Source organism: Asticcacaulis endophyticus, assembly GCF_014652575.1.
Classification (GTDB): Bacteria; Pseudomonadota; Alphaproteobacteria; order Caulobacterales; family Caulobacteraceae; genus Asticcacaulis; species Asticcacaulis endophyticus.
Map to the genome: position 1 here is coordinate 373,081 of NZ_BMZB01000001.1, position 18,432 is coordinate 391,512.

The 18,432-nt window shown below is 57.4% G+C and carries 15 protein-coding genes; 10 read left to right on the plus strand and 5 right to left on the minus strand.

The annotated features are described in order from the left end of the window. Positions 1–135 precede the first annotated feature (135 nt). Positions 136–1,818 carry a methyl-accepting chemotaxis protein gene (locus IE102_RS01785; RefSeq protein ID WP_189484663.1) on the plus strand — a complete coding sequence of 561 codons (1,683 nt, stop codon included), beginning with the start codon at positions 136–138 and terminating at the stop codon, positions 1,816–1,818. Between the two features lie 71 nt (positions 1,819–1,889). Here IE102_RS01785 and IE102_RS01790 read toward each other — a convergent pair whose 3' ends face one another. After that, positions 1,890–3,605 carry a hypothetical protein gene (locus tag IE102_RS01790; RefSeq protein ID WP_189484664.1) on the minus strand — a complete coding sequence of 572 codons (1,716 nt, stop codon included), beginning with the start codon at positions 3,603–3,605 and terminating at the stop codon, positions 1,890–1,892. A gap of 260 nt (positions 3,606–3,865) precedes the next feature. On the opposite strand from IE102_RS01790, the gene chvI reads away from it, so the two are divergent. From chvI to IE102_RS01820, 6 genes are all read left to right on the plus strand, one after another. Further along, entirely contained in the window at positions 3,866–4,576 is a 711-nt protein-coding gene (chvI, locus tag IE102_RS01795; RefSeq protein ID WP_189484665.1) for a two-component response regulator ChvI, read from the plus strand. A gap of 19 nt (positions 4,577–4,595) precedes the next feature. Next, positions 4,596–6,152, plus strand: a complete 1,557-nt coding sequence (chvG, locus tag IE102_RS01800) for a two-component sensor histidine kinase ChvG (RefSeq protein WP_229807519.1) — start codon at positions 4,596–4,598, stop codon at positions 6,150–6,152. After that, a complete protein-coding gene (locus IE102_RS01805; protein WP_189484666.1) occupies positions 6,149–6,601 on the plus strand; it encodes an HPr kinase/phosphorylase in 453 nt (150 codons plus the stop codon). Before chvG ends, IE102_RS01805 begins: the two co-directional genes overlap by 4 nt. 139 nt (positions 6,602–6,740) lie before the next feature. Further along, the gene (locus IE102_RS01810; RefSeq protein WP_189485963.1) at positions 6,741–7,145 is read left to right on the plus strand and encodes a PTS sugar transporter subunit IIA; all 405 of its coding nucleotides are present in this window, start codon (positions 6,741–6,743) and stop codon (positions 7,143–7,145) included. Positions 7,146–7,258: 113 nt separating this feature from the next. Beyond that, complete coding sequence (locus IE102_RS01815) at positions 7,259–7,534, plus strand: HPr family phosphocarrier protein (RefSeq protein WP_189484667.1); 276 nt, start codon at positions 7,259–7,261, stop codon at positions 7,532–7,534. Beyond that, positions 7,534–8,310: a hypothetical protein gene (locus IE102_RS01820; protein ID WP_189484668.1), complete on the plus strand. Its 777-nt coding sequence runs from the start codon at positions 7,534–7,536 to the stop codon at positions 8,308–8,310. The genes IE102_RS01815 and IE102_RS01820 overlap by 1 nt, the downstream gene beginning before the upstream one ends. Before the next feature lie 18 nt (positions 8,311–8,328). On the opposite strand, the gene IE102_RS01825 is transcribed toward IE102_RS01820, so the two are convergent. Then, positions 8,329–10,830, minus strand: a complete 2,502-nt coding sequence (locus IE102_RS01825) for a TonB-dependent receptor (protein WP_189484669.1) — start codon at positions 10,828–10,830, stop codon at positions 8,329–8,331. A gap of 290 nt (positions 10,831–11,120) precedes the next feature. Here IE102_RS01825 and IE102_RS01830 point away from each other — a divergent pair, with 290 nt between their 5' ends. The 3 genes from IE102_RS01830 to IE102_RS01840 all read left to right on the plus strand — a co-directional run bounded on the left by IE102_RS01830 (position 11,121) and on the right by IE102_RS01840 (position 14,243). Continuing rightward, positions 11,121–11,705, plus strand: a complete 585-nt coding sequence (locus IE102_RS01830) for a YceI family protein (protein WP_189484670.1) — start codon at positions 11,121–11,123, stop codon at positions 11,703–11,705. A 74-nt stretch (positions 11,706–11,779) separates the two neighbouring features. Then, positions 11,780–12,601, plus strand: coding sequence for a DODA-type extradiol aromatic ring-opening family dioxygenase (locus IE102_RS01835; RefSeq protein ID WP_189484671.1), 822 nt, complete (start codon positions 11,780–11,782; stop codon positions 12,599–12,601). 55 nt (positions 12,602–12,656) lie between these two features. After that, positions 12,657–14,243, plus strand: coding sequence for a carboxylesterase/lipase family protein (locus tag IE102_RS01840; RefSeq protein WP_189484672.1), 1,587 nt, complete (start codon positions 12,657–12,659; stop codon positions 14,241–14,243). Here the strand turns inward: IE102_RS01840 and IE102_RS01845 are convergent. The 3 genes from IE102_RS01845 to IE102_RS01855 all read right to left on the minus strand — a co-directional run bounded on the left by IE102_RS01845 (position 14,240) and on the right by IE102_RS01855 (position 18,166). Then, a complete protein-coding gene (locus tag IE102_RS01845; RefSeq protein ID WP_189484673.1) occupies positions 14,240–15,052 on the minus strand; it encodes an alpha/beta hydrolase family protein in 813 nt (270 codons plus the stop codon). The two genes, IE102_RS01840 and IE102_RS01845, sit on opposite strands and share 4 nt — an antisense overlap. A gap of 62 nt (positions 15,053–15,114) precedes the next feature. Further along, complete coding sequence (locus tag IE102_RS01850; protein WP_189484674.1) at positions 15,115–16,554, minus strand: mannitol dehydrogenase family protein; 1,440 nt, start codon at positions 16,552–16,554, stop codon at positions 15,115–15,117. A 70-nt stretch (positions 16,555–16,624) separates the two neighbouring features. Next, positions 16,625–18,166 carry a UxaA family hydrolase gene (locus IE102_RS01855; RefSeq protein ID WP_308429894.1) on the minus strand — a complete coding sequence of 514 codons (1,542 nt, stop codon included), beginning with the start codon at positions 18,164–18,166 and terminating at the stop codon, positions 16,625–16,627. Between the last annotated feature and the right edge of the window lie 266 nt (positions 18,167–18,432).

The window sequence follows — 18,432 nt, forward strand, 5'->3', positions numbered from 1 at the left end:
ACAATTCATACTTTATTTAGCATAAGCGGTTAACCCTACTGACGGGAGCGAGGAAGGCTTAAGTCGTGTGCGCGTTGCGTCGGGGCAAAAGCTTTTAGTCAGTATTGTTTGTGTTCTTGAGCTTAGGGGTTTTCCATGCTTAGCCGTCTTACCATTCGCGCGCGTGTTATCGCCGCCTTCGCCATCGTCCTTTTAAGCACCGCGGCCTTGGGGATTTTCTCGATCAACCGCCTGGACAGTGTCAATAAGGCCGTTGACGATCTGGGGTCAAACTGGCTGCCGACCGCCAATCAGCTTGGCGACATGTCCCAGACCTTTGAGCTTTTGCGCCTGCGCCAGTCCCAGCTTTTGACCACGACCGGTGAGCAGCAACAGGAAATTTTCGGTAACGTCGATAAGTCGTCCAAGGATCTGGATAAGGCTTACGCCGACTATCTCCCTATGATTGCCAATCCGGATGAAAAAGTTCACGCCGATAAGATCGAAGCCGAACTGAAAACCTATCAGGCCAATAGCGGACAATATATCGCCATGGTCAAATCCGGCGAGCTGGCGGGGGCTCAGAGCTTCTTCCTCGGCGAAATGCAGGACCAAGGCCGCACCTTCCGCGAAGCCATTCGTGCCGACCGGACCTATCAAGTCGAAGCGGGCGGCAAAGCCGCAGCCGACGCTACAGCCGACGGCAAGCAAGCCTCGATGCTGATCCTGATCGCTCTGGGCATCACCGCCGCGGTGTCAGTCGCCATCGGCTTTGTCATGATCCGCACCATTTCCGCGCCGATCGGCAAGATGGCCGACACCATGCGCACCCTCTCAGGCGGCAATACCGAAGTTAAGATCCCGAACCTGGGTGAACCCAACGAAATCGGCAACATGGCCGCCGCCGTTGAAGTGTTTAAAGATGGTATGATCCGCACTCGTGCTCTTGAAGCCGAAGCCGTCAAGGCCCGCGAAGACTCCGAATATCAGCGCAAGCAAGCCATGCGCGAACTGGCCGATCAGTTCGAAGGTGCCGTCGGTGGCATCGTTGAGATGGTCTCCGCCGCCGCGACCGAAATGCAGGCGACAGCTCAGCAACTGACCTCATCGGCGCAGGAATCTGCGGCCCAGGCGACCTCAGTGTCCGCCGCCGCCGAAGAAGCCGGCACCAATGTCACCTCGGTTGCCGGTTCGGCCGAAGAACTGGGCGCCAGCGTCGCGGAAATCAGCCGTCAGGTCGATCACTCGCTCACCAAAGCGCGCGAAGCAGTAACCGAAGCCGACACGACCATGGCCATCGTCTATGAACTGTCGGAAGCCGCCACCAAGATCACCGGCATCGTCGACATCATTTCCGCCATCGCTCAGCAAACTAACCTCTTGGCGCTGAATGCCACCATCGAATCGGCCCGTGCCGGTGAGGCGGGCCGTGGCTTTGCCGTTGTGGCGTCAGAAGTCAAAACCCTGGCCCAGCAAACCGCCAAGGCCACCGAAGAAATCAACCAGCAGATCGCCGCCATTCAGGGCACCACCAAGCAGGCGGTGACGGCAATCGAGAGCATTTCGGCCACCATCCGCGAAGTCAACGACTCCTCGACCACCATCTCGGCTGCCGTTGAGCAACAGGGGGCGGCCACCAATGAGATCGTTCAGGCCGTCAATCAGGCGTCGATGGGCACCACCGAGGTGACCGTCAACATCACCGGTGTGGCCCGTATGGCCGAAGAAACCGGCGCCGGTGCGTCTCAGGTGTTGAGCGCGTCATCGGAACTGGCAGAGCAAGCTGAACAGCTTCGCCATCAGGTCAGCGCGTTCCTCGCCAGAGTACGTGCGGCTTAAAAGCCTGCACATAGCTTATGAAAAAGCCCGCCTGATCGGCGGGCTTTTTTATTGTCTTTATGGGGAGAAGCTTACGCCGCCGCACCGATACCCGCCGCCTGCATCAGGGGCCTTAGCTGCATGAATGCGGCCGGATCGCTCATCAGGTTCGTGCGCGCTTCCGGGCTTTTCAGCAGCTTCATCACTTCGGCCTTGGCCAGATCGCTGACCGGCCCAAGCGGTGCCGATTGCCCGGCCGCAAAGCCCAGCAACAGGGTCAGTTTCTGCATCGAAGATCCGCCGACCCGCGTCAGATGCATCATCAGATTGACTTCTGTAGCAATCGACGCCCCCAGCGCCCCCAGCTTATCCCGCAGTTCCTGCGCTTCTTTTTCCGGCAGCTCTGCCCGGATCAGGCGTTTCTGCAAACCGGCCAGAAAGCTCAGCCGCGTCGGGGCCGATTTGGCCCCATCCCTGATTTCGCGCTCAAAGCGGTGGCCGGTCAGACACCCGCTGACCCAGCGCACGGCCTGACGCTTATTGGCAGAGCCGACGACATTTTCACACAGCCAGATCAGACGCTCAATCTCACCAAAGGCCGATGCCGTATCCTTGGTCAGGCTTTCGACGAAATCGCTGGACACCAGAGTCTTGGAGCGCTCGGCAAAGGCTTCGGCGATATCCTCACGCTGGGTCTGCTCCTTGCCCGCCGCGGTCATGACCAGAGCCAGTGCGCGCAGGGTTTCGATCTCCAACACCGGGCTCGACGGACGCAATCGGCGCACGCTTTTCAGTTCGACCAGCAGGCGTTTGGAAATGCTGGCCGAAAGCGCCTTGAAATGACCGGCTTCGATCAGTTTCAGAATATCGGCCAGAACCCCGGTCAGCTCCGGCAGGGTACGCGACACCACCGGATCGATTTTCGCGACCAGCTTGGCTTCCGGCCCGGCTACCAGCCGCGTCAGAATGGCCAGACCCGACCCCAGATCCATCTCCTGACCCATAATGTCGGTCAGTGCGGTCTTACCCGCAAAGATTTCCATGATCGGCGCTTCAAACACCTGAACCGCCCAGCCCCAGCCTTCATGACTTTCGGCAAGACGCTGCACGAACGGCAGCAAAACCTCCAGCTTGCCTGCAGGCGTCGTAGCTGCCTTCATCAATTTAGCCACGCCACCGCCCAGCACATAGGCCTTTTCAGGGTGGCTGCTGATCTTATCAATCTGAGCGGTCAGGCCGTCCAGAGTCAGATCGGGAAACAGGTTCTTGCGCCCATCACTGATGACGCGGGTGCACGCCTTATCGATCAGGGCGGTCCAGCGTCGCATGATTTCATGGATCGACGCGCCGGTTTCCTGCGCTTCCGGTACAGCCAGCTTTTGCGCGACATGCTGCACGTCATTATTAGAGGCTTCGAAGCGCTCGACCAGATCGGGTCGGTGCATCATTTCAAAAGCCGTCACCTTATACCGCCGCAACCAGTCCTCAAGCAGACGGGCCACCTTTTCGCGGCCCTGCGCCGTATAGAGCTCCTGCGGACTGCCGCAGATGTTCTCTGCCGGTTGGGTCGGGCGGTCTTTTTTCTTTTGCTCAGGCGCGCCCTTGTTGAGCACGGTGAAGCTTTTGAATTCGCCACTTTCGCTGGAAAAAACTTCTTTGGTGACCATGACCGCGGCGGCGCGGTTTTGCGCCAGCATATCCTCGGCCATGGATATGGCCGCCTCGCGGTTTTCCACCGCCCCTTGCAGCGCCCAGCCGGAGGCGGGCGTTTTACGCGCGAACACTTCGTAATGGATCGGGCCGGACATATTCTTGACCTTGTTTAGGCCACATCGTTCTGACGCGGCCGAACTGTATTTTTGCCTAGCGCGCTTTTAGTCCAAAAACCGCACACACTTTTTGGAAAGCGCTACAACTTATGACAAACCATACACAAACGGTGTTAAATTAAGGTTGAAGCCCACTTATAGCCCGATTAAGACCTTTAAGAGGTCAACTTAAAGACTAGAATTAAAGTCTTATCAGCCACATATTGACGACTAAGATAATTTGCGGAGACAGACCTGACATGGCGAAGATCACTTTGGTGGATGATGACGAGAATATCGTAACATCCGTATCTTTGGCACTGGAAAGCGGCGGCCACACGATCACCGCCTATTATGACGGCGCATCGGGTCTGGCAGCACTTGAAAAGGACCCGCCCGATCTGGCGATTCTGGATGTGAAAATGCCGCGCATGGACGGCATGGAAGTGCTGCGCCGCCTGCGCGCGACCTCGAACCTTCCGGTCATCATCCTGACCTCCAAGGACGATGAGATCGATGAGTTGCTGGGTTTTAACCTCGGTGCCGACGATTATATGCATAAGCCGTTCTCGCAGCGTTTGCTGCTGGAGCGGGTCAAGGCCGTCCTGCGTCGTGCGGGCATAGTCGAGCAGGGCGAAGCGCCAGAGGTCACTGAAGCCCTCAATGCCAAGTCCCTGAAACGCGGCAAGCTGGTTATGGACGCCGCCCGCCACGAATGTACCTGGGAAGGCAAGCCGGTGCGTCTGACCGTGACCGAGTTCCTGTTGCTGCACGCTCTGGCTCAGCGTCCGGGCTTTGTCAAAAGCCGCGACAACCTGATGGATGCCGCCTATGACGATCAGGTATATGTCGATGACCGCACCATCGACAGCCACGTCAAGCGTATGCGCAAAAAGTTCCGGCAGGTCGATGATGAGTTTGATTCGATCGAAACCCTCTACGGCGTCGGTTATCGCTACAAAGAAGCTTAACCCTTTGGCTGGGGCTTTGATGCCAAACCGGTTCAAATTCACCTTTGGCAATTCACGCCTCAGCCGGCTGGTTCTGGGGCTGAATTTGCTTGGGCTGCTGGTGTTGGTGGTGGGTGCTTTGGCGCTCAACGAATTCCGGCAGGGGCTGGTGGAAAACCGAAAAGAGTCCCTGACGGCGCAGGCCGACACTATGGCCGAGATTATCGCCGTGGTGGCGACGGTTGGTGATCCCCAGCCCTATCTTGAGGCCTCCAGCGCTCATTTGGCCCTGAGCCGCTTTATTCCCAAGGGCCAGCGCGCCCGCCTGTTTAATGGCGAAGGCGAACTCCTGTCGGACAGCTACGTGGTTTCAGAAAGCGTGGATGTCCGGCCATTGCCTCCGGCCCGTGACCGTGGTGAAGCCGCACCCGACCGCTCTGCCCAGACCGCCAGTCTTGAAAAAGCGCAGGCCGCACTGAGCGATGAGGTCAAGCTGGCCCTCGGCGGCACGCAGGTCACCTCGGTGCGCCTCAACGAAAGCGGCAAAAAGGTCGTGTCGGTGTCGATACCCATACGGCGGGTTAAGATGGTTTTGGGCGTACTCACGCTGGAAGCCGGGGATGTTGACGCTATCGTTGCGGCTCAGCGTATGGCCATGATGCCGTTCATTCTGGTCGCTGTGGGGGTCAGTTTGTTTTCAGCCATGCTGATCAACTGGTGGGTCAGCCGCCCGATCCAGCGCCTGTCCGCCGCCGCCGACAGCGTGCGCATGGAAAAGATCCGCGCTATTTCCCTGCCCGATCTCGAAGACCGAAAAGACGAGATCGGCACCCTGGCGCGATCTCTGGAATCCATGACCGACACCCTATCCAAACGCATGGATGCGATCGACCGCTTTGCCGCTGATGTATCCCACGAGATCAAGAACCCGCTGACCTCGATCCGATCGGCCCTTGAGACCCTTAATCTGGTTAAGGACGACAGCGCCAAGACGAGGCTGATGAATGTTATTAATCAGGATGTTCATCGCCTCGACCGGCTGATAACTGATATCTCCAACGCCTCGCGCCTTGACGCCGAGTTGTCGCGCGATACGCCTAAGCCCGTCGACATCGGCGCTCTGATGGAAGATATCGTCTCACTCTACGCGCCCTCAGATGAGACGTCGGTTAAGGTGACCTTTAATCGCTCCATCACACCATCATCGTCTCGCGTCATTGGTCGTGAAGGCCCGTTAGGGCAGGTGTTTCGCAACCTGATCGACAATGCCCGCTCCTTCAGCCCCGAAAGCGGTACAGTCCACATACAGTTAGGCCATTCCGACCGCGATCAGGCTCTGCCGCTACAGATCACCATTGATGATAATGGCCCCGGCATACCCGAAGAAAATCTGGAAACTATTTTCGAGCGCTTTTACACCTCCCGCCCCAAGGGCACCAGCTTTGGCCGAAATTCGGGCCTTGGCCTGTCGATTTCGCGCCAGATCATTGAGGCGCATCACGGGCGCATCTGGGCCGAAAACCGCAAGGATGAGCACGGCAACCTCATCGGGGCCCGCTTTACCGTCGCCCTGCCCAACACCTATGGTGCCCTGTGAGTAAGCTGATCGTACACGCCACGTCGATAAGTTGCCTGATCGGCGGCACCTGGCACGGCGTGCTGATCAGCGGCCCATCCGGGGTGGGCAAAAGCGATCTGGCCCTGCGGGCTTTGGCACAGGGGTGCGCCCTGATCAGCGATGATTATTCGGTGCTGTGGCGCTCTGGCGATCACCTCTATGCCGGGGCGCCCGACACCATCAAAGGCCGGATCGAAGTACGCGGCGTCGGCATCACCACCTTGCGAACCCGCCATTTCAGCCGCATCAGCCTTACGGTGCACTGCCAAAATTCAGCGGTTGAACGCCTGCCTGAACCGGAGTTTAGCGACATACTTGGCCTGAAAATTCCGATCATGAGGCTTAACCCAAGGGAATCGTCAAGTGTGGCCAAACTGCTTATATCCCTGACACAAACCGTCCGCGCACCCTCAATTCGCTTGGATTAGGACTAATTTACGCCTAAACAGGTAAAAGGACTTTTTGCAGTGCATACAATCCGCTAAGATCAGCGGTCTTGGCCCAAAGACTATCAGGGCTATGACAGCGGTTCCGGATTTTACGGATCGGTTTGAGGAAGTTGTCTTTATGATCGGGCTTGTGATCGTAACCCACGGCAGGCTGGCGGAAGAGTTCATTTCCGCCATGGAACATGTAGTGGGTCCGCAAAGTGCCGTCACGGCGATCTGTATCGGTCCTGAAGACGATATGGCCCGCAGGCGTCAGGATATTTTAGAGGCGACCTTTGCCAATGATCTGGGTGACGGCGTTATCCTGCTGACCGATATGTTCGGCGGCACCCCGTCCAATCTGGCCATCTCCGTCATGGAGCAAACCAAGGCCGAGGTCATTGCCGGGATCAACCTGCCCATGCTGATCAAGCTGGCCTCTTTGCGTAAGAATGAGCCCCTGTCGACCTGCGTACTTCATGCTCAGGAAGCCGGTCGCAAATATATTACCGTGGCGTCTTACGTCCTGTCGGGTGAAAGCTGAATTAATCTTACCTGAATATTAACCCAAACGTCTTTTTATCAGGCTTGATGAGGACGCTGGCTTTGCGCATGGTAGCGTCCATTCCAAGCAAGTTCGCAGGGTTGCCCACAGTCATGAGCGTCGCACACGCCGAAGTCGAAATCTGCAACGAAAAAGGGCTGCACGCGCGCGCATCAGCCAAATTCGTCAAGCTGGCCGCCACCTTTAATGCCCAGATCTATGTCCTGCGTGACGACCACCGCGTCGATGCCCAGTCGATCATGGGCCTTCTGATGCTGGGCGCTGGTAAGGGCAGCCATATCGGTATCGAAGCCGAAGGCCCGCAGGCCGCCGATGCCGTTCAGGCGCTGGTCGATCTGGTATCTGATCGTTTCGGAGAAGAGATCTGATGCGGATCGCCATCGCCACCTTTATCATGTGTCTGACGGTTCCGTCCCTCGTTCTGGCCGAAGAATGGGATGCCGCGGCGGCCGACACCCCAAAACCTGTGGTCAAGCGGGTGGCCAAAAAACCGGTCGTCAAGAAAAAGGCTGAAGCCGCGCCGACCTTGCCCGCAGCCCCAGTGCCTTACACCAGCCTGAAACCCGCGCCCGTGGCCGCCGTTCAGGCGGCACCGCTTAAACCGATCACCTCATCGCAGCCGATAGCGACCATTGCCGCCCCATCGGTGATGGATATGGCAACCCCGGAACCGCCACCACCGCCCGCACCACCCACTGTCATCGTCAACCTGAAAACACCCCCGGCGACTAAGGCAAGCGGGCGCGAAATCACGCTAAAATGCGATACGGTGACGACGACCGGCAAAGATCAGACCACACGCGGCACGTTTTACCTCAGCCTGATCCCGTCTGAGACATTTCCGGATACGGCGGCCGATTTCAAGGTCATGTCCATCGACCCTGACCATAGCTCGATCATCCGTGATACGCTTTGTTTCAGCTTCCGCTGCAATGCCTCCGTCAGCCCGGCCTATTACGAACTGGTCGATCAGACCCAGAAAAAGGGTGGGTATCTTAAGGTATCGCTTAATCGCACGACGGGCGCGTTTTACGGCCAGAAGCACTGGACCGAGGATAAGCGCTTTGGCCTCGGATCTACCGAAACCCTGTCCGAAACCGGCACCTGCCGCCCGCAATCCGCAGGCGGCCCAATACTGTTTTAAACCAGCACTGTTTTAGGGTTAATATTTAAGCTTCAGGGTCACGCCATACATGCTGGGCTCACCCTGAATGAAGGTCGCGATCCCCAGGGTATCGCCAACATTGCCCGCGTCCTTGATGTAGTCTTCGTCGGTGACATTGGTGCCGAACAGCTCAACCTCCCAAGGCCCGCGCGCAGGCTTGAAGCCTAGCCGCAGGTTGAGCAGGCCGTAGGCGTCCTGCTTTTCATCCTGCTTGGTGTCGGCCACCGGACGAAGCCCGGCCACGACGGGCTGGAACTGCGGCAGGTCGTTGTTGTCATCGAAATAGACTTCCGACTGCCACACATAGCTTGGGGTGAACGACAGCGTGCCCAGACCAAACTCTTTTTTCAGCCGTGCGCCCAATGATACGGTATGGTCAGGGCTGAGGCGGAAACGATTGCCATCGTAGATACCATTGCCAAAACGGGCGTGATTATAGGCGTAGGTGGCGAACAGATCGACGCCCGGTGTGGCGCGGTAGTAGGTTTGCGTTTCCAGACCATAGGCCTTGGCTTCACCCGCGCTGACGGTGATGACATTGCCGGTATTGGTGGCCACTGATGTCTGGAAATTATCGTACTGATAATGATAGACCGCCGAATCCCAGCTCATGCGACCGCCAAAAAGACGCGCCTTAACCCCGGCCTCAAGACTATCGACCGTCTCAGAATCAGCTTCGATAAAGACCGCCGCACTGAGCGGGGCGGAGCCGGAATCACCGCTTAAGGTCTTGGGCTGACGTCCGCGCGAGACGGAAGCGTAGGCATTGAGCGTATCGCTGAACAGATAGCGCCCGACCAGACGATAGGTGAAACCATCGTCGTCAAAATCCTGGTCAAAACGATTACCATTGCCAGTCGTTGGCTGCTTGAATATGCCCAGCGGCAGGCCAAGCGCCCCCGTCAGGGCCTGATTAAATACCGCCGTCTGCTGTGCCGATGACGGCAGGGTGCCGGTGGCCTGCACATATTGGGTGACATAGCTGGTCACGGTCGTCTGGGCAAAGCTGATCGAGGCCAGACCGGAATTGCCGACAACGCTGGCCGAATAGCCGGACGTCTTGTCATCCTTGGTGTAGCGCACCCCGCCGCTGATCTCTAACTTCGGCGTCAGGCGATAGGTGATATCGCCAAAGACATCAAATGAGCGCGTCTCGCCAAAGGTGGTCGAGGTTTCACGGTGGGCCGGATCGAGCAGTGGATATAGCGCCGCCAGTGACGGCGTCGATTGCAGCGCGGCCTGAATGAACGGATAGGACGGCACTGTCGGGCGCGGCAACTGATTGGTCAGGAACACCGAAGCGACGCGCTCATCGATCTGAAGCGGCACCGCCGTGCGGGCCTCCTCGTCGAAATAGCTGACGCCGGCAAACCACGACAGCTTATCATTGCCGTCATAGTTGAGGCGCAGTTCCTGGGTCCAGACCTTACCGTAAGCATCTTCGCCAAACACGGTCAGCGGCAGGGACATGCCGTCGGCATCGAACACTTCCGAAGCCGTGAAGCGGCGATAGGCGCTTAAGGATGACAGGCTAAAATTATCGCTGATCTCATAGCGCCCCAGTACGGTCGTACCCCACACGTAGCGCTCTAAGCCCAGATCGCGCCCGCCCTTAAAGCCACCCGCCGCCGACAGGGCAGCACCCGTATAGGGGCTAAGATCGCCGATCACGGCCCCGGTTTGCGGATTGGTCGGGGTAAAGGTGCCGGATTTAAAGCCCGTACCCGCAGGCGTGTCTTCCTGATAATTAACGATCAGATCAAAGTTCAGCCGATCGGTCGGCGCATAGCTGATGACCGCCCGCGCGGCACGGGTATCGAGGCTGTTGAAGTCCTCGCCCCCCAGCAGATTTTCAGTATAACCGTCGCGCGATTTAAAGCGGGTCGCCAGACGCACCGCCAGCGTTTCACTGACCGGCAGGTTCATCATCAACTCGGTCAGGCGGTAATCATAATTGCCAAAACCGACCTGCGCTGATGCATCGAAATCGGTTGGATCAGCTTTGTTCTGAATGACATTGACCGCCCCGATCAGCGCGCCGCGCCCAAACAGGGTAGATTGCGGTCCCTTGGCGATTTCAACGCGGTTCAGATCGAACAGTTCGATATAGGCGCCGCGCGAACGCGAAATGCTCAGGCCGTCCTGAAAGACCGAAACGCGCGCTTCGCCGGTAGCCGTACCGGAATCGGAGGTGATCCCGCGCATGATAAAGCCCGGATTGTTGGGCGACTGATCCTGCACCTCAAAACCGGGCACGAACTGCGCCAGCTCCTGAAAATCGGTAATGCCGACGTCATTCATAAAGGATGAGTTGAAGGCCGTGACGGCTGCCGGGACACTGAGCAGGGTCTGCTCACGTTTTTGCACAGTGACGATGACTTCGGGGATGACCTCGGCGCCTGGCGCGGCATCCTGAGCGTGGGTTACACCGGCCATGAGCGCCATAAAGCTTACACTCAGACCCGCCGCTTTCATCAGTTTACACTTCGACACAGCCATAACCACACCCACCTTAAGTTTGCTCAGAACCTGCCCTCACCTACACAGGGCTAATGACAGTATGGTTTATAAATTATGTCAGGCGCACAATCAGGGTACTTTGAAATATGGGTGTCACCTAAAAGTGACAGTCCTTACCGGTGCAGCACATCCATCATCAGGCTATAATCGTATCAGGCCGAAACATTTTGAGTTAAAACCTTTCAACATCTCTTGAAATGCCAATCCGTAACCATTATAGTTACGTTTCAAATTTGCGTTCCTCACACTCAAATCAGAGATTTTAAATTATGACCAAGTCCTTCTTCAAATCCGCCCTCGTGGCCGCCGCCCTTCTGGGCGCCAGCTTCTCCCCCGCGCTGGCGGCGCCGGAAACTTACGCGATCGAGCCTACCCATACCGAAGTCCTGTTTAGCTGGACCCACTTTGGCTTCTCCAAGCCTACAGGCAAGTTCATGAACGCCGTCGGCACCCTGGTGCTTGACGAAGCGGCCCCGGCCAACAGCTCCGTCGAAGTCACCTTCGCCATTGACGGCCTGAACACCGGCGTTGCCAAGCTGGATGAGCACCTGAAGAAGCCCGACTTTTTTGACGCCGCCAAGTTCCCGACCGCAACCTTCAAATCAACCAAGGTTGCCGTTACCGGCGCTGATACCGCCAAGGTCACCGGCGACCTGACCATTCACGGCGTCACCAAGCCCGTCACTCTGGATGTCAAGCTGAACAAGATCGGCGAAAACATGATGAAGAAAAAGACGGCAGGCTTCTCGGCTACCGGTGACATCAAACGCTCTGACTTCGGCATAGGCGCCTATGTGCCGGCCGTGTCGGATGAAATCACCCTGTCGATCACCACTGAAGCCAACCTTAAGTAGGCTTACATTTAAATCGGTAAATGTGCCCCGTCCGCTTAATCCGGGCGGGGCATTGTTTTTTCAGGACGCCTGACATGACCCGAATGCCCACCCTCTATATTCCCCACGGCGGTGGCCCATGCTTTTTCATGGACTGGAACCCCGCCGATGTCTGGACCGGCATGGGGGATTACCTGAGTGATGTCGCCCGTCAGGTCGGCCAAAAGCCCAAGGCGATTCTAGTCATTTCCGCCCATTGGGAAGAGGCCGAATTTACGCTGCAAACCGCGCAACAGCCGGATTTGCTGTTCGATTATTACGGCTTTCCGCCCCACACCTATCAGATCACCTATCCGACCCATAACGATGCTCAATTGATTGCGCGTATCGGGCAGTTGACGGCGCAGGCCGGTATTGCGCTGAACCACGATGAGACGCGCGGCTATGATCACGGCGTCTTTATTCCGCTCACGCTGATCTATCCGGATGCCGATATTCCGGTGGCGCAACTGTCGCTCAAAAAAGGTCTCGATCCGGCCGAGCATATCCGGCTGGGGCAGGCTTTGGCCCCTTTGCGGGACGAGGGCGTGCTGATCATCGGTTCCGGCATGAGTTTTCATAATATGAAGGCCCTGATGGGACGAGGTGTGAATCTTGCCGGACAGGCGCACAATTTTTCGCATGACTTTGATGACTGGCTGAAAGCTACGACGACGGAAGTTGCGCCCTTAGACCGTACAGAGCGCCTCACCCACTGGACACAGGCCCCTGCCGCCCGCGATGCCCACCCGCGTGAGGAGCATCTGATCCCGCTGATGGTCGTCGCCGGGGCTGCCGGTGATGATAAGGGCGCGGCCACCTACAGCCAGACCCTGCCCCACATTAATGCGGCCATCAGCGGCTATCAGTTCGGCTGACTTTACATATGAAGCGCCAGACGGCACTGTAGGCAAAAACCTACAGGGATTTTCCATGCACCGCCGCCATGTCCTCACGGGCCTTACCGCCCTGTCTGCCGCCACCCTTGTGACACCGGTGTCCGCCAAAGGCCGCACTCCGCGCGTTGTAACCTGTTCCGGCCCGGTCGAAGGTTTTGTCAAAGGCGGCATCAGCACATTCTTAGGCATACGCTACGGCACCGCCGCCCGCTTTCAGCCGCCCGTCGCCCCACCCGTATCGAAAGCGGTCTATAAGGCCGACCGCTATGGCCCGTCGTCGCCCCAAGGTGGCAAGGCCGATATCGGCATCAGCGAGGACTGCCTGTTCCTCAACGTCTGGACACCCAATGCCCGCCCGAATAGGAAACGCCCGGTCATGTTCTATATCCACGGCGGGGCCTATAATGGCGGTTCCGGTTCCGATCCGCTTTATGACGGCACCAACCTTTCGGCCCACGGTGATGTCGTGGTGGTCACCGTCAATCACCGCCTCAATGTGTTTGGTTATCTCTATCTGGCGCGGTTTGAAAGACTACTGTCGGGCACCCCCGGCCCGCTGCGCTATTCCGGCAATTGCGGGCAGATGGATCTGCATCTGGCGCTCGAATGGGTGCGCGATAATATCTCAGGCTTTGGCGGTGATCCGGATAATGTCATGGTCTTTGGACAGTCCGGCGGCGGTGCCAAGATCGCCACCATGATGGCCACCCCGGCGGCCAAGGGGCTGTTCCACAAGTGCGCCACCATGAGTGGTCAGCAGGTCACCGCCTCTGGCCCCGGCAACGCCAGTTTGCGAACTGAGGCTTTCCTCAAAACCCTTGGCTTAAAGCCCGATGCGGACGGGTTGGCGGCGGTGCAGACCTTGCCCATGCAAGCCCTGGTCGATGCGCTCAAAACCACTGATACGGTGATCGGCAAGGGCAGCGTCTATATGGGGCCGGTGCTGGATGAAACCATCCTGTTTCGCCATCCGTTCTATCCCGATGCCCCCGCACAGTCACACCATATCCCAATGATTATCGGCAATACAAAGGATGAAACCCGTGCTTTTCTGGGCGGAAATCCGAAAAATTTTGAACTGAACTGGGACGACCTGCCCGCCAAGCTGCCGCCGGAATACCGGGTCGATATCGACCCCTATCTGGTGATTGATACCTATGGAAAACTCTATCCGACTATGTCGCCGTCAGATGTGTTTTTTGCCGCCACCACCGCGGGCCGGTCATGGCGCGGCGCGATCATTGAGGCCGAGGAACGGGCCAAATCAGGCGCCACAACCTTCGTCTATCAGGAAAACTGGCCAACCCCCAAAGACGGCGGCAAGCTGGGCGCGCCACACACCGTCGACATCCCACTGGTGTTCAGAAATACGGCTGTTGATAGCGCCATCACCACCAACTCAGCCGATGCGCAAGCTATGGCTAATCTGTTCAGCGATGCCTTTATCGCCTTTGCCCGCACCGGATCACCGCAGACGGTTGCCCTGCCGGAATGGAAGCCCTATACCCTGCCGGGTCGTGAGACCATGCTGATGGATCTCAAGCCAGAGTTAGCCCTTGACCCGCGCGGCGAAGAACGCAAACTGTTTGAAAAAGTGCCGTTTATCCAGCAGGGAACCTAGGCCAAAACACGATCGAACCACCGCGCGGCCAATTCAGGCCAGTGGGCATGGGTACCGGTGGTTTCGCGCAACGCAAACCCATGCGGGGCCTGATCGAAAATATGGGCCTCAACATCGCGTTTTAAGACCTGACCGGCCTTGATCATGTTGAGCGCATGATCGACCGGCACGATCTCATCATAAAGGCCGTAAGCCAGAAACACGGGACAGTCGGGCATACCATGCGGCTCAGACGCAATCCCGATCGGCCAGTCGTTATAGAAATCCTGCTTTTCGACCGGCGGATAATCAGGTTTTCCCACCGGGAACTTATAGTCCTTATGGTTAGCATTGATCGGCGCATAGGCAATCAGCGCACCGGCGGCTTTCAAAGCATGATCCTGACAGGCCATGACCCCAGCCAGATGCCCACCCGACGACAGACCAATATGCAGCAGCGGTATATCTTTGAACTGGGCCAGATAATCAAGACTGGTCAGGCCGTCTTTCAGCGCCATGTCCTTATCGTGGTTACCTTGCCCCGGCAGCCGGTGGGCCATGACATAGGCGTCAATCCCAAGGCTGTTGAGCCACAGAGCGACCTCAACCCCTTCCTTATCGTGCATCAGCCGGTGATAACCACCGCCGGCATAGACCAGTGCCCGCGCCCGTGCGTTCTTGGTGTAATAGCCATGCAATTCCAGCCGCGTCACGGCGTCTATTTGCCGATCCGGCCACTGCCCTGACAGCACATTGGCAGGCCCTTCCGACAAGGCAATCACATCGGCGGGCACAGGTTCAGCCGGAACGGTAAAGGCAGGGTTTGGCATGGTCGGGTTCTCTGTTTTATGTAAACCCGACCTAACCGATCTCGCCCCAACTTGACAAGTTTTTAAGCGGCTACCTTTTCTGCCGCCAGCAGATCGGCATAGGCGGTCTCAGTGGCGGCGACCACCTTCGGATTACCCGCCAAAGCTTCGGGGAATACCGCGCGCAAAGCCAGCACCACCTGAACATCCGATACCTCGTCGTTGAGCGTCTTGCCCAAAGCGATCAGTTCAGCCGCCAGCGGATCGGTAATCGCCTCGCCGGTGACGGCCTTATGACGCACAAATCGTATCCACGCCGCCAGCGGCACCCCAAAGCGGCTGATATCCGCATCGCGGGCCAGCGCTTCAGATAAAGAACCCAGCAAGCGTATCGGCAGCTTTTGGGAGCCATCCCAGGCAATCTGCGACAACAGGTGACGGATGGCCGGATTGCGGAAGCGTTTCAGGATGGCTTCACTATAGGCGACCAGATCAAGACCTTTCGGCGCCTCCAGCAAGGGCACCACATCTTCGATCATAAGGTCACGAACAAAGGCTGACAAATCGGAATCGGTCATGGCTTCAGATACGCTCTCATAACCCTTATGCAAACCGACATAGGCCAGGGTCGAGTGCGGCCCGTTGAGCAGGCGCAGCTTGGCGCGTTCATAGGCCGGGACATTGTCGGTCAGGGTCACACCCGCCCGTGCCCAGTCCGGCCCGCCGTCATGGATATGATCTTCGATCACCCACTGAGTGAAGGCTTCGCGCTGGATCGGCCACGCATCGGCCACGCCGGTCGCAGCCTCAACGCGGGCGCGTAAGGCATCGTCGGTCGCCGGCGTAATAGAATCGACCATGGTGCACGGGCATTGCAGTTGGGCTTCGATCCAGTCGGCCAAAACCTGATCATGTTTGGCCGCCAAGGCCATCACAGCAGATTTCAGGCGGTGACCATTTTTCGGCAGGTTATCGCATGGGATCAGCACGAATGGTTTTTGACCCTTGGCATGGCGACGGCGCAGACCTTCGACCACATAGCCGACAAATGATTTTGGCGTTTGCGGATGGGCGACATCGTGGACGATATCGGCATGGGCAAAATCAAGGGCACCATCCGGCGTCAGGCAATAACCTTTTTCAGTTACGGTCGATGAGACAATGCCCACTGTTTCGCGCGTCAGGCGCTCAAGCACGGCTTCGATATCTTCGGGCCCCACCAGCACTTCGCGCATGGAGCCGATAATCTGGTATTTGATCTCTTCATCCAGAATGGCGAGGGTATAGAGCCCGTCTTGGAGGCTCAGCGCATCGCGCACGCCGGTTGAATGTAGCGATACGCCGCAAATGCCCCAGCGCAGATCAAAAGCCGCAATCGCATCCAGATACGCCGCCTGATGGGCGCGGTGAAACGCCCCCGGCCCAAAATGCACAACCCCAATCTCAAGCTTTGCCGGATCATAGACAGGTTTAATCACATCGGGTTTCAGCGCCTCAAGGGTAGCAAGCGACAGTCGGGACATCAGGCATTTCCTAAATCATTATTGTGGTTTGCAAGGGGGTCCGTGGGGGAAAAACAGTTTTTCCCCACGATTAAAGCGTCACCCCGTTCTTCCAGATCGCGATCTCGCGTTCCTCATTCTTTTCGTTGCAGCTAGGCTGACCCGACGCGGTTTTCAGGATTAAATCCATCAAATCATCTGCCGTTTGGTCAAGTGTCTTCCCTTCTAAGGCCTGACCAGCGTTAAAATCAATCCAGTGCGGCTTTTTATTCGCCAAAGCCGTGTTGGATGCGATCTTAAGCGTCGGCGCCGGAAAGCCGAGCGGTGTGCCGCGGCCTGTGGTGAACAGGACAATCACCGCCCCTGCCGCCGTCAGCGCGGTTGAGGAGACCGCATCATTCCCCGGTGCTTCCAGCAGGGACAGTCCCGGAACCGTCGCCCGCTCACCATAACGCAAAACCTCATTAAGCTGGCTTAAGCCGCCTTTTTGAACCGCGCCCAGCGATTTTTCTTCAAGAGTGGTAATACCACCGGCCTTATTGCCCGGCGACGGGTTTTCAAACACCGGCTGCTTATGGTCGAGGAAGTACTGCTTGAAGTCATTGACCACATCGACGATGCCGTGAAAGACGGCCTCATCTTTGGCCCGCGCCATCAGGATGCGCTCGGCCCCGAAAATTTCCGGGATTTCAGTCATGATCGACTTGCCACCCGCCAGCGCCACGCGGTCGGCAATTTTTCCCACCAGCGGATTGGCCGTCAGGCCGGAAAAACCGTCCGAGCCACCGCATTTTACACCGATGACCAGATCGGAAACCTGACATTCCTCACGCTGGTCTTTTTCGACTACGGCCACCAGTTCTTCCAGCGCTTCAAGGCCCGCCTCATGCTCATCGTCAACCATCTGGGCGGCGAAATATCTGAGGCGATCGGGTTCGCGCACGACTTCCCTGATCAGGGCGCTGAGCTGATTATTCTCGCAGCCTAAGCCCACGATCAGCACCCCGCCCGCATTGGGATGGGACGCCAGCGCTGCCAGCAGTTTACGGGTATGATCAAGGTCATCGCCCAGTTGCGAACAGCCCAGCGGATGAGTCAGGGCAAAGACCCCGTCAACACGGTCTTTGAAGCGTTCACCGGCGATCTTGGCCAAGCGTTCTGAGGTCCGTGCCACACAACCGACCGTGCACAAAATCCAGATTTCATTGCGAATACCGACCCGGCCATCTGACCGGCGATAGCCCATAAAGGTATGGGCGTCCGGCGCATCACCGGGTTTGGGTGCGGGCTTAGGCTGATAGTCGTAATCCTCTACCCCGCTTAAGGACGTCACCAGATTATGGCTATGGATATGCTCGCCGCGTTTGATATCGACACTGGCATGACCGATGACAAACCCGAATTTGAGCACATCCTGGCCCGCCGGAATATCATAGAGTGCCAGCTTATGGCCCTTGGGGATATCGGCCTCAAGCACAAGAGGCGGCTGTCCGTCGATGTCGATCACCGTACCAGCAGGTAGCTCCTCAACCGCAATCACCACATGGTCAGTGTCATGAACGCGCACATATCGGATCAGGGCATGATCACCCTCACCCAGTTGGCCGCATCCGGTTTTAATGTCATCTGGCATAGTTTTCAAACCTTAAGGCCCTCTCTCCCGCAGGGCCGGTAGCACTTTGATTTTAATTTGGACAGTCGCGTATTTTCGCGTTATGGTAACCGGTGTCATTAATCTTTTTATGACCCGATAGCAAGCCCATCTTACACCTGAACGCAGTCCGCTGAAACCACATACATTCCGATGCCTGCCCGGCCGCCCCTCCCACGGCTTTCGCGCATCTTGCCATCACAATCGACGCACTTTACACATATACTGAATTAGCTGGCCGGGAGCCC

Bases quoted from the DNA above. Each gene is read 5' to 3' on its own strand.
- IE102_RS01785 (WP_189484663.1), top strand. From the start codon at position 136: ATGCTTAGCCGTCTTACCATTCGCGCGCGTGTTATCGCCGCCTTCGCC.
- IE102_RS01790 (WP_189484664.1), bottom strand. From the start codon at position 3,605: ATGTCCGGCCCGATCCATTACGAAGTGTTCGCGCGTAAAACGCCCGCC.
- chvI (WP_189484665.1), top strand. From the start codon at position 3,866: ATGGCGAAGATCACTTTGGTGGATGATGACGAGAATATCGTAACATCC.
- chvG (WP_229807519.1), top strand. From the start codon at position 4,596: ATGCCAAACCGGTTCAAATTCACCTTTGGCAATTCACGCCTCAGCCGG.
- IE102_RS01810 (WP_189485963.1), top strand. From the start codon at position 6,741: ATGATCGGGCTTGTGATCGTAACCCACGGCAGGCTGGCGGAAGAGTTC.
- IE102_RS01815 (WP_189484667.1), top strand. From the start codon at position 7,259: ATGAGCGTCGCACACGCCGAAGTCGAAATCTGCAACGAAAAAGGGCTG.
- IE102_RS01820 (WP_189484668.1), top strand. From the start codon at position 7,534: ATGCGGATCGCCATCGCCACCTTTATCATGTGTCTGACGGTTCCGTCC.
- IE102_RS01825 (WP_189484669.1), bottom strand. From the start codon at position 10,830: ATGGCTGTGTCGAAGTGTAAACTGATGAAAGCGGCGGGTCTGAGTGTA.
- IE102_RS01830 (WP_189484670.1), top strand. From the start codon at position 11,121: ATGACCAAGTCCTTCTTCAAATCCGCCCTCGTGGCCGCCGCCCTTCTG.
- IE102_RS01835 (WP_189484671.1), top strand. From the start codon at position 11,780: ATGACCCGAATGCCCACCCTCTATATTCCCCACGGCGGTGGCCCATGC.
- IE102_RS01840 (WP_189484672.1), top strand. From the start codon at position 12,657: ATGCACCGCCGCCATGTCCTCACGGGCCTTACCGCCCTGTCTGCCGCC.
- IE102_RS01845 (WP_189484673.1), bottom strand. From the start codon at position 15,052: ATGCCAAACCCTGCCTTTACCGTTCCGGCTGAACCTGTGCCCGCCGAT.
- IE102_RS01850 (WP_189484674.1), bottom strand. From the start codon at position 16,554: ATGTCCCGACTGTCGCTTGCTACCCTTGAGGCGCTGAAACCCGATGTG.
- IE102_RS01855 (WP_308429894.1), bottom strand. From the start codon at position 18,166: ATGCCAGATGACATTAAAACCGGATGCGGCCAACTGGGTGAGGGTGAT.